General features: G+C 70.2%; 10 protein-coding genes. 3 read left to right on the top strand and 7 right to left on the bottom strand.

What is annotated here, in order from left to right; genetic code table 11:
* Nucleotides 1-61: 61 nt before the first annotated feature.
* Nucleotides 62-4951 carry a DUF3320 domain-containing protein gene (locus tag AC07CM_RS20855; RefSeq protein WP_478877897.1) on the top strand — a complete coding sequence of 1630 codons (4890 nt, stop codon included), beginning with the start codon at nucleotides 62-64 and terminating at the stop codon, nucleotides 4949-4951.
* A gap of 68 nt (nucleotides 4952-5019) precedes the next feature.
* Here AC07CM_RS20855 and AC07CM_RS20860 read toward each other — a convergent pair whose 3' ends face one another.
* From AC07CM_RS20860 to tkt, 7 genes are all read right to left on the bottom strand, one after another.
* A complete protein-coding gene (locus AC07CM_RS20860; protein WP_478878065.1) occupies nucleotides 5020-5442 on the bottom strand; it encodes a hypothetical protein in 423 nt (140 codons plus the stop codon).
* Nucleotides 5443-5498: 56 nt separating this feature from the next.
* Nucleotides 5499-5996, bottom strand: coding sequence for a lamin tail domain-containing protein (locus tag AC07CM_RS20865; RefSeq protein WP_478877898.1), 498 nt, complete (start codon nucleotides 5994-5996; stop codon nucleotides 5499-5501).
* Nucleotides 5997-6170: 174 nt separating this feature from the next.
* Nucleotides 6171-6953, bottom strand: a complete 783-nt coding sequence (gene pgl, locus AC07CM_RS20870) for a 6-phosphogluconolactonase (RefSeq protein ID WP_478877899.1) — start codon at nucleotides 6951-6953, stop codon at nucleotides 6171-6173.
* Nucleotides 6950-8008 (bottom strand): glucose-6-phosphate dehydrogenase assembly protein OpcA, encoded by a 1059-nt coding sequence (gene opcA / locus AC07CM_RS20875; RefSeq protein ID WP_478877900.1) that lies wholly within the window; start codon nucleotides 8006-8008, stop codon nucleotides 6950-6952. Before opcA ends, pgl begins: the two co-directional genes overlap by 4 nt.
* Nucleotides 8005-9543, bottom strand: coding sequence for a glucose-6-phosphate dehydrogenase (zwf, locus tag AC07CM_RS20880; RefSeq protein WP_478877901.1), 1539 nt, complete (start codon nucleotides 9541-9543; stop codon nucleotides 8005-8007). The genes opcA and zwf overlap by 4 nt, the downstream gene beginning before the upstream one ends.
* A 1-nt stretch (nucleotide 9544) precedes the next feature.
* Entirely contained in the window at nucleotides 9545-10663 is a 1119-nt protein-coding gene (gene tal, locus AC07CM_RS20885; protein WP_478877902.1) for a transaldolase, read from the bottom strand.
* 33 nt (nucleotides 10664-10696) lie between these two features.
* The gene (tkt, locus tag AC07CM_RS20890; RefSeq protein ID WP_478877903.1) at nucleotides 10697-12799 is read right to left on the bottom strand and encodes a transketolase; all 2103 of its coding nucleotides are present in this window, start codon (nucleotides 12797-12799) and stop codon (nucleotides 10697-10699) included.
* Nucleotides 12800-13161: 362 nt separating this feature from the next.
* Here tkt and AC07CM_RS20895 point away from each other — a divergent pair, with 362 nt between their 5' ends.
* Nucleotides 13162-14130 carry a heme o synthase gene (locus tag AC07CM_RS20895; protein WP_478877904.1) on the top strand — a complete coding sequence of 323 codons (969 nt, stop codon included), beginning with the start codon at nucleotides 13162-13164 and terminating at the stop codon, nucleotides 14128-14130.
* 58 nt (nucleotides 14131-14188) lie between these two features.
* On the top strand, nucleotides 14189-14509 hold the full coding sequence (locus AC07CM_RS20900; protein WP_478877905.1) for a hypothetical protein: 321 nt from the start codon (nucleotides 14189-14191) through the stop codon (nucleotides 14507-14509).
* Nucleotides 14510-14715: the final 206 nt, after the last annotated feature.

Here is a 14715-nt window from a genome sequence, read left to right on the forward strand (position 1 = left end):
CTCCGGGGGGGCCTGTGAGGGTGGCTACCCCTGTGCGTTTCGCTCGGGAGGTATCCACCACATGGCCCACCAACCCCAGTCCAAGCTGAAGGTCGTTCTCGACAGTTGGCGGAACTCCCTACTGGACATGGGCGGGCGCAACCGGCTGCTGAACTTCCGCCACAGCAGAACCTCGACCCTCGAGATCGCTTCCCCTGGCGCCGAGGTCCTGCTGGCGGACCTCGCGCGGGGCTGGGAGTTCGCGCCCATTCCGGACAAGACCGGGGGTGTAGGCCTGGAGAAGGCGGGTGACGTACAGGACGCGACCGGCCGGCAGCCCCGCGCCGGACTCGTCACCCAGAAGAACACCCAGGCCGCGCTGGACGCGTCGCTCTACCAACTGCGCCAGAAGTCCGGCCAGATGTACAACGACTACGGTCTGTGGGTGCTCTGGCTCGGGGTCGGCATGCTCGACTGGCGGGAGGCCGACGCCCACGAGAGCAGTGTCGCGCCGCTGCTCCTGGTTCCGGTCGAACTGGTCCGGGACGGCAACCGCCGCTACCGGCTCAGGCCGGCCGCAGACCAGGAGACGGTGCACAATCCGGCCCTCGCGGTGAAACTCGAGAGGATCGGGGTCGACTGGACGCGCGTCACCGGGACCGATGTCGTCGATCTGGCGGGAGTGCTGTCCGCGGCCCGCGCGGTGGCGGCCGGCCTCGAGGGCTGGTCGGTGGCGGAGCGCGTGGTGCTCGGCCTGTTCGCCTCGCACCGCGAGGCGATGTACCAGGACCTCCAGAACAACGAGGAGCAGATCCTCGCGCACCCGCTGGTTCGTGCCGTCGCCCTCGGGCCCGACGCGGGCCTGCCCGACGACCTGATCGCCTTCGAGCCCCCGGACCTGGACCACATCGACGACGTCCAGCTGCCCGAGCGGACACCCCTGGTCCTCGACGCGGACGCCTCGCAGCGGCAGTGCGTCGCCGCTGCCCTCGACAACCGCTCCTTCGTGATGAGCGGCCCGCCCGGCACCGGCAAGAGCCAGACCATCACCAACATGATCGCCGCGCTCATGCACGCCGGCCGCAGTGTGCTCTTCGTCAGTGAGAAGGCCGCGGCACTCGACGTCGTACGCAACCGGTTGCGAGGGGTCGGGCTCGGTGACTTCGTCATGGCCCTGCACAGCGGTGACACGAGCAAGAAGGCCGTGGCCACCGAACTCGCCCGGATGCTGACCACCGAGGTTCGCGTCACCGGAGCCGCCGAGCACGAACTGGAGCGCGCCCGGAAACTGCGCGAGGAGCTGTCCGCGCACGCAGCGGCCATGAACGAGACCCGCGAACCCCTCGGGCGCAGCCTGCACGACGTGCTCGGGCGCTTGGTGCTCCTGGAACAGTCCGACACCCCGAAGCTGTCGCCGGCCGCGGAGAACGCCAAGGTCGTCCGCACCCTGACCGCCGGCGCCATGCAGGAACTCGCCGCAGCGGCGCAGGCGGTCGGCCGTGCCTGGCGCCCTGCGGCCGAGGGCGACGCCTTCCCGTGGCGGGGCCTGGTCGGCACCTCCGCGCACCAGGTGGTGTCCGAGGCCGTCGACGCGCTCGGCGCACTGCTGACGGTGGCGGGCCGTCGCCCCTTCGCCGCCACCCAGGACGAACCCCGTGCGGTGCGCGAGGTTCACCAGCTCGTCCGTTCCCTGCGTGCCGGGCTCCCCGACGGGGCCACGGACCCGGAGGACGGCGCGCTGCCGGAGGACGTCACCGCCCAGGTCGCCCAGCTCGCCGACCTGTTCGGCATGCCGAAGGCGGACCATCCCGAGGCCGCGTTCTCGCTGTGCGCTCTGGCCGACCTGACGGCGGCCGGTCACCGTCCGCCGCGCGGATGGTTCGACACCGACGCCCTGCGCCGGGCCCACGCGGCGGCGGATGAGCTGCGCGCAGCCCTGGACGCCGAGGCCGCGGCCCGTGCGGCCGCAGCAGACGTCTTCGGTGAGCAGGTCCTGACCGCCGGTGACCTGCCCGCGATCGTGCAGCGCTTCGCTGAGCAGCACCGCGGACTGATGGCCCGCTTCTCCGCGCAGTACAAGACCGACCGGGAGGCCGTGGCCGCGCTCACCCGCGACGGTGCCTGGGACAAGTCGCTGGTGGGCCGACTGGAGCAGGCGCTGGCCTGGCAGCGTGCCGCCGCCGAGGTGACGCGCCTGGCCGACGGGCACTCCGCCCTGCTCGGCCGCTACACGCCGCGCACCCCCGAGGCGTACGCGGACCTGGAACGAGCGCTGCGGACGGCCGACCACATCGAGACGTCGAGCCTGGCGGCCGCACGGCGCGACCTGCTCGTCGACCGCCTTGCGGACGACGCCGACGTGGACCCGTTGCCCGGCCTGCTCGCCAAGAGCGTCCGAGGGGCTCTCGCCGCCTGGTGCTCCGCCGCCGAGGCCCGAGCCGAGCGCTGGAGCCGCTCCGTGGCCGGGCTGCTCAACCTGTTCGACACCCCCCGCCGTACCCAGCTGTCCGCGTCGCTGCTGGGTCCCCTGGACCAGGCCGAGCGGGTCGTAGACGCGCTGCACGCCGATCCGCTGGGACCCGAGGTGTGGCGCGCCTACCGAGACGGCGTCGCGGTGCTCGCCCTGCACGGGGCGGACGGTCTCGTCGCCGGCTCGGCCGAACGCGGTGTCGAACCGGGGCGTCTGCCCGACGTCGTCGAACAGGCGCTGCTGCGCTCCTGGGCGGACGGCATCCTCGCCACCGACCCCCGCCTGCGCAGTACTCGCGCCGACGACCTCGACGCACGCGTGGCCGACTTCCGGGAGTCCGACCGGCGGCTGATCGCCGCCGCAGCCGGTGCGGTGACCGAGGCGTGCAACAAGCGCCGGCCGCGCAGATTCGCCGGCGGGGCCGCCGCGGTCATCATCCGGGAGGCGGAGAAGAAGAGCCGGCACATGCCGGTCCGCGAGCTGCTCGGCCGGACCCGCGAGGTCGTACAGGCCGTCAAGCCGTGTTTCATGATGAGCCCGCTGACCGTCAGCCAGTTCCTGCCGCCGGACTTCCACTTCGACGTGGTCGTCTTCGACGAGGCCTCCCAGGTCCGGCCCAGCGACGCGGTCAACTGCATCTACCGGGGCCGTACGCTGATCGTCGCCGGTGACGACAAGCAGCTGCCGCCGACCTCCTTCTTCGACTCCTCCGTCGACGACGACTCGGACGAGTACGCGGAGGACGTCCCGGACTCCTTCGAGTCGCTGCTGCACGCCTGCAAGGCCGGCGCCATGCGGGAACTGCCGCTGCGCTGGCACTACCGCAGCCGCCACGAGAACCTGATCACCTTCAGCAACCACGAGTTCTACGACAACTCGATGATCACCTTCCCCGGGGCCTTCGACGAGGGCAACGACATCGGTGTCGCCTTCCTCAAGGCCGACGGCGTGTACGACCGGGGAGGGCGCCGGGACAACCGTACGGAGGCGGAGTTCGTCGCCGGGCGCGTCCTGCACCACTTCGACACCCGCCCCGGGAAGACCCTCGGTGTCGTCGCCCTCTCCCAGGCGCAGGCCTCGGCCATCGACCAGGCCGTGCAGCAGGCCCGACTGGCCCGCCCCGACCTCGACCACTGCTTCACCGAGGACCGCCTCGACGGCTTCTTCGTCAAGAACCTGGAGTCGGTGCAGGGCGACGAGCGCGACGTGATGATCATGTCCGTCGGCTACGGCCCGGATGAACACGGCAAGGTGGGCCTCAACTTCGGTCCGATCAACAAGGCCGGTGGCTGGCGCCGCCTCAACGTGGCCGTCACGCGAGCCCGTTACCGCATGGAAGTGGTCGCCTCCTTCCGCGGCACGAGCCTGCAGGACAGCGGCAACGAGAGCGTGCAGCACCTGAAGCGCTATCTCGAATACGCCGAGAACGGCCCAGCGGTCCTCGCCCGGGACGTCGTCCAGCCCGACGCCGAACCGGACAGCCCCTTCGAGGAGTCCGTGCTCGCGGTCCTGCGCGGCTGGGGCTACCGGGTCCAGCCGCAGGTGGGCGTCGCCGGCTACCGCATCGACCTCGGCGTACGCCACCCGGAGCTGCCGGGCGCCTACGCCCTCGGCATCGAGTGCGACGGTGCCATGTACCACTCCTCCAAAGCCGCCCGGGACCGGGACCGGCTGCGCGAGCAGGTCCTGAACGGACTCGGTTGGCGGCTCCACCGCATCTGGGGGACGGACTGGTACCGAGGGCGTGCGGCTGCCGAGCTGCGCCTGCGGGAAGCCGTCGAGCAAGCCGTCGCACACGGCCCGCTCGGCACGCCGACGGCGGTGCCGCCCTCGCGCTCCGGGGAAGAGCGGGAAGCGGAGCCTGTCCCGACCGTCCCGGTGAGCGGCCGGGAACCGGAGCACGGGGCGGTGCAGTTCGAGCGGGTGCCTGTCGAGACCGGCACGGAACGCGACTGGAGCACCCTGTACCGGATCAGTGATGTCACGGTCGTGCCTCACTTCGAACTGCACACCCCGGAGGCCCGGCCCGCGCTCAGCAAGGTGCTCGCACAGGTCATCGAGAGCGAAGGACCGATCCACGAGGACCTGTTGGTCCAGCGTGCCCGCGAGGCCTGGGGGGTCGGACGCGCCGGCGCCCGCATCCGGGACAACGTCCGGGAGGTGGCCCGCCTGCTGGTCCGCTCCGGGCAGGCCTGCGAGGCCGACGCGTTCTACGACGCGGCGGGCAGGGGAGAGCCGAAGGCCCGGCATCCGGAGGACGGCACCACGCCACGCAAGGTCGTCCACGTCGCACCGGCCGAACGGCACCTGGCCCTGTACGAACTGGCCGCCGAATGCCCCGGCATGTCCGAGGAGGAACTCATCAAGCAGGCTGGTGAGTTCTTCGGATGGCGCCGCACGGGCAAGGACATCCGGGACCGCCTGGCCGCTGACGTGGCGGAACTGCGACGCCGGGGCCGGCTGGCCGGAGAGCCCGAGCGGGTCAACGCCGTGCGCGGGTGACGCGGCGGAAGAACGTGAACGGGAAAGGGGCGGTGGCCATGGCCACCGCCCCTTCCTACCAGCGAGACTCAGGCATACGTCCAGCGCCAGGCGTTGGAGCTGTAGGCGCACCTGATCGGCGTACCGCCGGCCGTGGTGGTCGTCGCCCCGTGGTCGCTGTTCCGGCAGAACTGGCCCGCCGAGTAGCAGTTGCCCGCGTTGGAGACGATGGAGCACGTGCCGGTGCCGGTGCCGGTCGCGGTGTCGTCACTGCGCACGGTGCCGGAGGCGGCCCTCGTGACGGTGACGGTCGGTCCGGGTTTCTTGACGGTCCTGGTCTTCGTGACCGTCGGCCCGGGCTCGGGCGTGGCCGTCACCGTGGCGGTTGCCGTGACGGTCACGGTGGGCCGGGGTGCCGGTGCCGACGCCTTGGTGGCGCTGCCGTGCGTGGACTGGCCGCAGCCGGCGGCGCCGGCGGCCAGCAGGGCGACGCACGCGGCCCACAGCCGCATGCGCCGGTGCGGACTCCTGTACGGATGCACGGTCACTCTCCCTGGATGACGCTGCGTCAGCCGTGGTAAGTGATGTAGCCGTTGCCGTCACGGTCGTCGTGGGACTTGGTGTAGGCGTGGGTGTCCGCGTGGGCGCCGGAGGGCTTGTACAGGTAGATGGTGTCCTTGTCGTTGTTCCAGATGAAGTTGCAGTTCTGGCGGTAGACGACGTTCTTCGCGTCCGAGTCGGTGCCGTGGCCGCCGCGCAGCTTCACGTAGTCGCCGGGCTCCAGGTAGTGGTTGGCGGGGAAGGTGAACCGGTTGCCGGTGGCGTCCTTGACGACGTAGCCCTTGAGGTTCACCTTCGCGGTGCGCGAGTAGTTCTTGATCGTCAGGTACTCGCTCTTGCTGTTGCCCGTAGTGCAGTTGTTGGAGTCCCGCCCCGGAGCGTCGTACTGGACGCCCTTGATCTTCAGGGCGGAGGAGTACTCGGCGGCCTGGGCCGGGGCGGCGGCGAAGACGGCGGCGAGCGTTCCGGCCGCGGCGGTGGCGGCCAGCGTGAAGCGTATGCGCATGAGGTCCCCCCTCAGTGGTGCGATCAGTGCGCCCAGGAGCTTACACAAAAGTTGAGTGTTATATGAATGTTTCGTGGAAATGGTGAAGGAATCGCTGAGGGGGAGTCAGTACATGCGACGAGGGCGGCAGGGGAGTCGTCCCCTGCCGCCCTCGTTTCTCAGAGGTTCACCGGTTCACGGCGAAGCCGGCGGATACAGCGACCGCGGCAACTGCGAAGCAGCGGCGGCGTCCAGCAGCCACAGGGTGCGCGAACGGCCGTACGCGCCCGCCGCCGGTGCCTGGACCTCGCCCGCGCCCGAGAGCGCGATCGCCACGGCCTGCGCCTTGTCCTCGCCGGCCGCGAGCAGCCAGACCTCGCGGGCCGCGCGGATCGCCGGGAGGGTGAGGCTGATCCGGGTCGGCGGCGGCTTGGGGGAGCCGTGGACGCCGACCACCGTGCGCTCGGTCTCCCGAACGGCAGGCAACTCCGGGAAGAGCGAGGCCACATGGGTGTCCGGGCCCACGCCCAGCATCAGTACGTCGAAGGAGGGCACCGCGCCGTGGTTCTCCGGCCCGGCCGCCTTCGCCAGTTCTTCCGCGTAGGCCTCCGCCGCCGCTTCCACGTCCGCACCGTGCGGACCGTCGGAGGCGGGCATGGCGTGCACGCGCTCCGGGTCCAGCGATACGGCGTCCAGCAGGGCCTCGCGGGCCTGCGTGTCGTTGCGCTCCGGGTCGCCCTCGGGGAGGTAGCGCTCGTCGCCCCACCACAGGTCGAGGCGGCCCCAGTCGATGGCGTCCCGGGCCGGTGCCGCGGCCAGCGCGGCCAGCAGGCCGTTGCCGTTGCGGCCGCCCGTGAGGACCACGGAAGCGGCGCCCCGGGAGGCCTGCGCGTCCACGATCTTCGTGATCAGGCGGGCCGCGGCGGCCTGCGCCATCAGTTCCTTGTCGTGGTGCACGACCAGCTGGGGAGCGCTCACTTCGCCGCCGCCTTCTTCGCCGGGGCCTTCTTGGCGGCCGCTTTCCTGGCAGGCGCCTTGGCGGTCTCCTCCACCGGTTCCGGCTCCGCGACCGGCTCCGCGTCCGGCTCCGCGGACGCGGGCTCCGGGACGGTGTTCAGCCGCTCCACGCCGTAGCGCAGCGCCGACGCGTAGGTGTCGTCCGGGTCGAGCCGGCGCAGCTCCTCCGCGATCAGCTCGGCGGTGTCCCGGCGCTTGAGCGCCACCGCGCGGGCCGGCTGGCCTTCGATGGCCAGGGTGGCCAGCGAACCGTCGGCGCGGTCCAGGACGATCGGGCCGCTGCTGGTGTGCATGCGGACGGCGGTCAGGCCCGGGCCCGAGGACAGCGAGCGCTTGACGGGGACGTCCAGCCGGTCCGCGAGCCACATCGCCAGCAGCTCACAGCTCGGGTTGAACTCCTCGCCCTCCACCTCGACGGTCCGCACCTCGCACACCACCTGGTCCAGGGCCGCCGCCAGCATCGAGCGCCACGGCGTGATCCGGGTCCAGGACAGGTCGGTGTCGCCGGGCGTGTAGGCCTCGGCGCGGGCGGACAGCTCCCGTACCGGCTGCTCGGCGGCGTAGGTGTCGGTGACCCGGCGCTGGGCGAGCGCGCCCAGCGGGTCCTTGGCCGGGTCCAGCGGGGCGTTCACCGGCCACCAGACGACGACCGGGGCGTCCGGCAGCAGCAGCGGCAGGACGACCGAGTCGGCATGGTCGACGACCTCGCCGTACAGCCGGAGCACGACCGTCTCGCCGGTGCCCGCGTCCGCGCCCACCCGCACCTCGGCGTCGAGACGCGAGGACGTGCGGTCGCGCGGGGAGCGGGAGACGCGCTTGATGACCACCAGCGTGCGCGAGGGGTGCTCGCGCGAGGCGTCGTTGGCGGCCTTCAGCGCGTCGTAGGCGTTCTCCTCGTCGGTGACGATGACGAGGGTCAGGACCATGCCCACGGCGGGGGTGCCGATGGCCCGGCGGCCCTTGACGAGCGCCTTGTTGATCTCGCCGGCGGTGGTGTCGGTCAGGTCTATCTTCATGGCCGGCGCCAGCTCCGTCCGTCTCGTGCGAGCATCTCGTCCGCCTCCACGGGACCCCAGGTGCCCGACCGGTACTGCGCGGGCTTGCCGTGCCTGTCCCAGTGCTGCTCGATCGGGTCGAGGATCTTCCAGGACAGCTCGACCTCCTCCGTGCGCGGGAAGAGGTTGGCGTCGCCCAGCAGCACGTCCAGGATCAGGCGCTCGTACGCCTCCGGGCTGGACTCGGTGAAGGACTCGCCGTAGGCGAAGTCCATGGAGACGTCCCGGATCTCCATCGAGGTGCCGGGCACCTTCGAGCCGAACCGGACCGTGATGCCCTCGTCTGGCTGGACGCGGATGACGATCGCGTTCTGGCCCAGCTCCTCCGTGGCCGTGTGGTCGAAGGGGGAGTGCGGGGCACGCTGGAAGACCACCGCGATCTCGGTGACCCGGCGGCCGAGCCGCTTGCCGGTGCGCAGGTAGAAGGGGACACCCGCCCAGCGGCGGTTGTCGATCTCCAGCTTCACGGCGGCGTACGTGTCGGTCTTCGACTTCGCGTCGATGCCGTCCTCTTCGAGGTAGCCGATGACCTTCTGGCCGCCCTGCCAGCCGGCCGCGTACTGCCCGCGTACCGTGCTGCGGCCCAGGTCCTTCGGCAGCCGCACGGCGCCGAGCACCTTCTCCTTCTCCGCGGCCAGCGCGTCCGCGCCGAAGGAGGCGGGCTCCTCCATGGCCGTCAGCGCCATGAGCTGCAGCAGGTGGTTCTGGATGACGTCACGGGCGGCGCCGATGCCGTCGTAGTAGCCGGCGCGGCCGCCGATGCCGATGTCCTCGGCCATGGTGATCTGCACATGGTCCACGAAGGACCGGTTCCAGATCGGCTCGAACATCGTGTTGGCGAAGCGCAGCGCCAGGATGTTCTGGACGGTCTCCTTGCCGAGGTAGTGGTCGATCCGGAACACCTGGTCCGGCTCGAACACCTCGTGCACGACCTGGTTCAGCTCCTCGGCCGACCGCAGGTCGTGGCCGAAGGGCTTCTCGATGACCGCGCGGCGCCAGGAACCGCCGGTCTGCTCGGCCAGCCCGTGCTTCTTCAGCTGCTGGATGACCACGGGGAAGGAGCGCGGCGGCACCGACAGGTAGAAGGCGAAGTTGCCGCCCGTGCCCTGTGCCTTGTCCAGCTCCTCGATGGTGGAGCGCAGCCGCTCGAAGGCGTCGTCGTCGTCGAAGGTGCCCTGGACGAAGCGCATCCCCTGGATGAGCTGCTGCCAGACCTCCTCACGGAACGGCGTGCGGGCGTGCTCCTTGACGGCGTCGTGGACCTCGGCGGCGAAGTCCTCGTGCGCCCACTCGCGGCGGGCGAAGCCCACCAGCGAGAAGCCCGGCGGCAGCAGACCCCGGTTGGCGAGGTCGTACACCGCGGGCATCAGCTTCTTGCGGGACAGATCGCCCGTGACGCCGAAGATCACCAGGCCCGACGGCCCCGCGATGCGCGGGAGCCGTCGGTCGGCGGGGTCACGAAGCGGGTTCGCTCCGGAACCGGAAAGGGGTGACAACTCAGCCCTCCGAGGGGGCGAGGCGCTGCAGCTCCGCCTCGGTCGACTTCAGCAGGTCGTTCCAGGACGCCTCGAACTTGTCCACGCCCTCGTCCTCGAGCACCTGGACGACGTCGTCGTACGAGATCCCGAGCTTCTCGACCGCGTCGATGTCGGCGCGCGCCTGCTCGTAGGTGCCGGCGACGGTGTCACCGGTGATCTCGCCGTGGTCCTCGGTGGCCTCCAGGGTGGCCTCCGGCATGGTGTTGACCGTGTTCGGGGCGACCAGGTCGGTCACGTACATCGTGTCCTGGTAGGCCGGGTCCTTCACACCGGTCGACGCCCACAGCGGACGCTGCCTGTTGGCACCGGCGTTCTCCAGCGCGTTCCAGCGGTCGGAGGAGAAGACCTCCTCGTACGCCTGGTAGGCGAGCCGGGCGTTGGCGATGGCGGCCTTGCCGCGCAGCGCCTTGGCCTCGTCGGTGCCGAGGGCGTCCAGGCGCTTGTCGATCTCGGTGTCCACACGGGAGACGAAGAAGGACGCCACGGAGTGGATCAGCGAGATGTCCAGACCACGCTCCTTGGCCTTCTCCAGACCCGTGATGTACGCGTCCATGACCGCGCGGTAGCGCTCCAGGGAGAAGATCAGCGTGACGTTGACGCTGATGCCGTGGCCGATCGTCTCGGCGATCGCCGGCAGACCCGCCTTGGTGGCCGGGATCTTGATCAGCGTGTTGGGGCGGTCGACGAGCCAGGCCAGCTGCTTGGCCTCGGCGACGGTCGCCTTGGTGTTGTGCGCGAGGCGCGGGTCGACCTCGATGGAGACCCGGCCGTCCTTGCCGCCGGTGGCGTCGAAGACGGGGCGCAGGATGTCGGCGGCGTCGCGGACGTCCGCCGTGGTGATCATGCGGATGGCCTCTTCGACGGTGACCTTGCGGGCGGCGAGGTCGGAGACCTGCTGGTCGTAGCCGTCGCCCTGCGAGATCGCCTTCTGGAAGATCGTCGGGTTGGTGGTGACGCCCACGACGTGCTGCTGGTCGATCAGTTCGGCGAGGTTGCCGGACGTGATCCGCTTGCGCGACAGGTCGTCCAGCCAGATCGCGACGCCTTCCTCGGAGAGGCGCTTGAGTGCGTCTGTCATGGAATTACATCTCCTACGTGTCGTATGTCAGCGTCAGCGCTGGGCGGCGGCGATGGATTCCCGGGCCTTGGCAGCCACGTTCTCGGCAGTGAAGCCGAACTCGCGGAAGAGCACCTTGCCGTCGGCGGAAGCACCGAAGTGCTCCAGGGAAACGATGCGGCCGGCGTCCCCGACGTACTTGTGCCAGGTCAGCCCGATACCTGCCTCGACCGCGACACGGGCCTTCACGGACGGCGGCAGCACGGAGTCCCGGTACCCCTGGTCCTGCTCCTCGAACCACTCGACGGACGGCATCGACACGACCCGCGTCGGCACCCCGTCGGCCTGCAGCTGCTCGCGCGCCTCGACGGCGACGTGCACCTCGGAACCGGTGGCGATCAGGACGACCTCGGCCGCTGCGCTCTGCCCTTCGGGCCCTTCGGCATCGAACAGGACGTAACCACCGCGCGCGGCATCCTCGTTGGGCTCGTAGATCGGCACGCCCTGACGGGTCAGCGCGAGGCCGTGCGGGGCGCCCTTGCCGAACTCCTTCGTGTAGCGCTTGAGGATCTCGCGCCAGGCGATCGCGGTCTCGTTGGCGTCCGCAGGGCGGACGACGTTCAGACCGGGGATCGCGCGCAGCGAGGCCAGGTGCTCGACCGGCTGGTGGGTCGGGCCGTCCTCGCCGAGGCCGATGGAGTCGTGCGTCCACACGTACGTCACCGGCAGGTGCATCAGGGCCGACAGGCGCACCGCGTTGCGCATGTAGTCGGAGAAGACGAGGAACGTACCGCCGTAGACGCGGGTGTTGCCGTGCAGCGTGATGCCGTTCAGCTCCGCGCCCATCGAGTGCTCGCGAATGCCGAAGTGGATCGTGCGGCCGTAGGGGTTCGCCTCGGGCAGCGGGTTGCCCTCCGGCAGGAAGGAGCTGTTCTTGTCGATGGTGGTGTTGTTCGACCCGGCGAGGTCGGCGGAGCCGCCCCACAGCTCGGGGACGACGGCGCCGAGCGCCTGCAGCACCTTGCCGGACGCGGCGCGGGTGGCGATGCCCTTGCCGGGCTCGAAGACCGGGAGCTTCTCCTCCCAGCCGGTGGGCAGCTCGCCCTTGCTGATGCGGTCGAAGTCGGCGGCGCGCTCGGCGTTGTTGTCGCGCCACTCCTGGAAGGACTTCTCCCACTCCGCCTTGGCCTGGCGGCCCCGGTCCAGGGCCTGGCGGGTGTGGTTCAGCACCTCGTCGGAGACCTCGAAGCTCTGCTCCGGGTCGAAGCCGAGAACGCGCTTGGTGGCCGCGACCTCGTCGTCGCCGAGGGCCGAGCCGTGCGCGGCCTCGGTGTTCTGCGCGTTCGGGGCCGGCCAGGCGATGATCGAGCGCATCGCGATGAACGACGGCCGGTCGGTCACCTTCTTCGCGGCCTCGATGGCGTTGTAGATGGCGTGCGGGTCGAGGTCGCCGTCCGGCTTCGGGGCGATCCGCTGCACGTGCCAGCCGTAGGCCTCGTACCGCTTGACGGTGTCCTCGGACACGGCCGTCTCGGTGTCGCCCTCGATCGAGATGTGGTTGTCGTCCCACAGCAGGATCAGGTTGCCGAGCTTCTGGTGACCGGCCATCGAGGACGCCTCCGCGGAGATGCCCTCCTGGAGGCAGCCGTCACCGGCGATGCAGTAGACGAAGTGGTCGAAGGGGGACTCGCCCTGCGGGGCCTCGGGGTCGAACAGGCCGCGCTCGTAGCGGGCGGCCATCGCCATGCCCACCGCGTTGGCCACGCCCTGGCCCAGCGGGCCGGTGGTGGTCTCGACACCCTTGGTGTGCCCGTACTCCGGGTGGCCCGGCGTCTTCGATCCCCAGGTGCGGAAGGCCTTCAGGTCGTCCAGCTCCAGGCCGAAGCCGGCCAGGAAGAGCTGCGTGTAGAGGGTCAGGGACGAGTGGCCGGCGGACAGCACGAAGCGGTCACGGGCGACCCACTCCGGGTCGGCCGGGTCGTGCCGCATCACCTTCTGGAAGAGGGTGTAGGCGGCCGGGGCCAGGCTCATCGCCGTACCGGGATGGCCGTTGCCGACCTTCTGTACGGCATCGGCGGCCAGGACCCGGGCGGTGTCCACGGCCCGCTGGTCCAGCTCGTTCCACTCAAGGTCTGTGGTGGTCGGCTTGGTACTCACCCTGGGTCAGGGCTCCTCTCCACATGTCGGTCGCCGGTCTTCGGGGCATGCGCCCACCCGGCCGCCGGTGCACTTCTGCCCACCGGCCGTTGTTGAGCCTACCCCCGTAAGGACGTGCATTTTTTCGAGTGATTCCAGACTGCCGGGACTCTTTGAGATCCGCCTCCCGACTGGCCGAGGACGCATTCGGCACATGAATACGGAGCCGCTCATCTGACTGCTCAATCGAGCCCTTGGACCCCTCCGATGCGCCGTGCGCCAACACGACCCCACCCCCGCGAAGGCCGGGGTATGGGCAACGTCTAAAGTGGCGTGGTACGCGCGAGCCTTTACCGGGACTTCACAGGGGGAGGCTTGCTGGGATGTCTCTGTCAGGGGTGTGCGTGACGGCCGTCGAATCCCGTCCAGCGGGTGCGCTCGGGACGAGCCAAAGCCCGGTTCACCGGCCGTTCGGGGCCCGTGTCAAGGCGTTCGTGGCTCTGACCAAGCCGAGGATCATCGAGCTGCTGCTCATCACCACCGTTCCGGTGATGTTCCTGGCGCAGCAGGGTGTGCCCGACCTCAAGCTGGTCCTGCTCACCTGCATCGGCGGCTACCTCTCCGCGGGCGGCGCCAACGCGCTGAACATGTACATCGACCGTGACATCGACGCCCTGATGGACCGCACCTCGCAGCGCCCGCTGGTGACCGGAATGGTCGGCCCCGGCGAGTGCCTGGCCTTCGGCATCACGCTGGCCGTCGTCTCGACGCTGCTGTTCGGGTTGACCGTCAACTGGCTGAGCGCGTGGCTGTCACTCGGAGCGCTCCTCTTCTACGTAGTCGTCTACACGATGATCCTCAAGCGGCGTACGTCGCAGAACATCGTCTGGGGCGGCATCGCAGGATGCATGCCCGTGCTGATCGGGTGGTCGGCCGTCACGAACTCGCTCTCCTGGGCGCCGGTCATCCTCTTCATGGTGATCTTCTTCTGGACCCCGCCGCACTACTGGCCGCTGTCCATGAAGGTCAAGGACGACTACGCGCGCGTGGGCGTCCCGATGCTGCCGGTCATCGCCTCCAACAAGGTCGTCGCCAAGCAGATCGTGATCTACAGCTGGGTGATGGTCGCGGTCTCCCTGCTGCTCACGCCCCTGGGCTACACCGGCTGGTTCTACACGCTGGTCGCGCTGGCGTCGGGCGGCTGGTGGCTGTGGGAGGCCCACGCCCTGCAGAACCGGGCCAAGGCCGAGGTCTCGGGCGTGAAGCTGAAGGAGATGCGACTCTTCCACTGGTCGATCACCTACGTGTCCCTGCTGTTCGTGGCGGTCGCGGTCGACCCGTTCCTGCGCTGACGTATGTCACAGGGCCCCGATCTCGCCAGCTGATCTACTCGTCGGTAGCATCCTGGCCATGGCAGACACGCAGCAGGTTGACCCGAAGGCCGAGCGCAAGGCGGCGAAGCTCGCGCGGCAGATCAGTGCCTTCTCCAAGGCGCACGGCGGTGCCGAGGGCCAGGTGGCGCACATCGGCGAGCGCGGTGCCCGCATCGTGCTCGTCGGCGAGGACGGCGGCTGGGGCGACCTGGTGGCACCCAGCACCGAGATCGCCGAGCAGGCGATCCAGCAGTCCGGCATCACCGTCCACGAGAGCTTCGACGGCGAGTTCGCGGCCAAGGTGCAGACGGGCCCGTACGAGTGGAAGCGGATGGCCGGCATCCAGGTCGGCGGCTGAACAACCGACTCAGGGGTAAGCGGGGTTGCGGCCTGCCAGGGGCGCGTGCAACTGCGCGAACTGCCCCGGCCGGTCCGCGCTCGCTGATGGACGCGTGCCCCCGAGTTCGTTCGCGTCTGCGGGCGGCGTTCATGGTGAGGGGTGCGGGGATCTGCGCGAACTGCCCCGGCCGGTCCGCGCTCGCTGATGGACGCGTACCCCCGAGC

The sequence above is a fragment of the Streptomyces sp. NPDC044061 genome (genome assembly GCF_056434305.1).

Bases quoted from the DNA above. Each gene is read 5' to 3' on its own strand.
- AC07CM_RS20855 (WP_478877897.1), top strand. From the start codon at position 62: ATGGCCCACCAACCCCAGTCCAAGCTGAAGGTCGTTCTCGACAGTTGG.
- AC07CM_RS20860 (WP_478878065.1), bottom strand. From the start codon at position 5,442: ATGCGGCTGTGGGCCGCGTGCGTCGCCCTGCTGGCCGCCGGCGCCGCC.
- AC07CM_RS20865 (WP_478877898.1), bottom strand. From the start codon at position 5,996: ATGCGCATACGCTTCACGCTGGCCGCCACCGCCGCGGCCGGAACGCTC.
- opcA (WP_478877900.1), bottom strand. From the start codon at position 8,008: ATGAAGATAGACCTGACCGACACCACCGCCGGCGAGATCAACAAGGCG.
- tal (WP_478877902.1), bottom strand. From the start codon at position 10,663: ATGACAGACGCACTCAAGCGCCTCTCCGAGGAAGGCGTCGCGATCTGG.
- AC07CM_RS20895 (WP_478877904.1), top strand. From the start codon at position 13,162: ATGTCTCTGTCAGGGGTGTGCGTGACGGCCGTCGAATCCCGTCCAGCG.
- AC07CM_RS20900 (WP_478877905.1), top strand. From the start codon at position 14,189: ATGGCAGACACGCAGCAGGTTGACCCGAAGGCCGAGCGCAAGGCGGCG.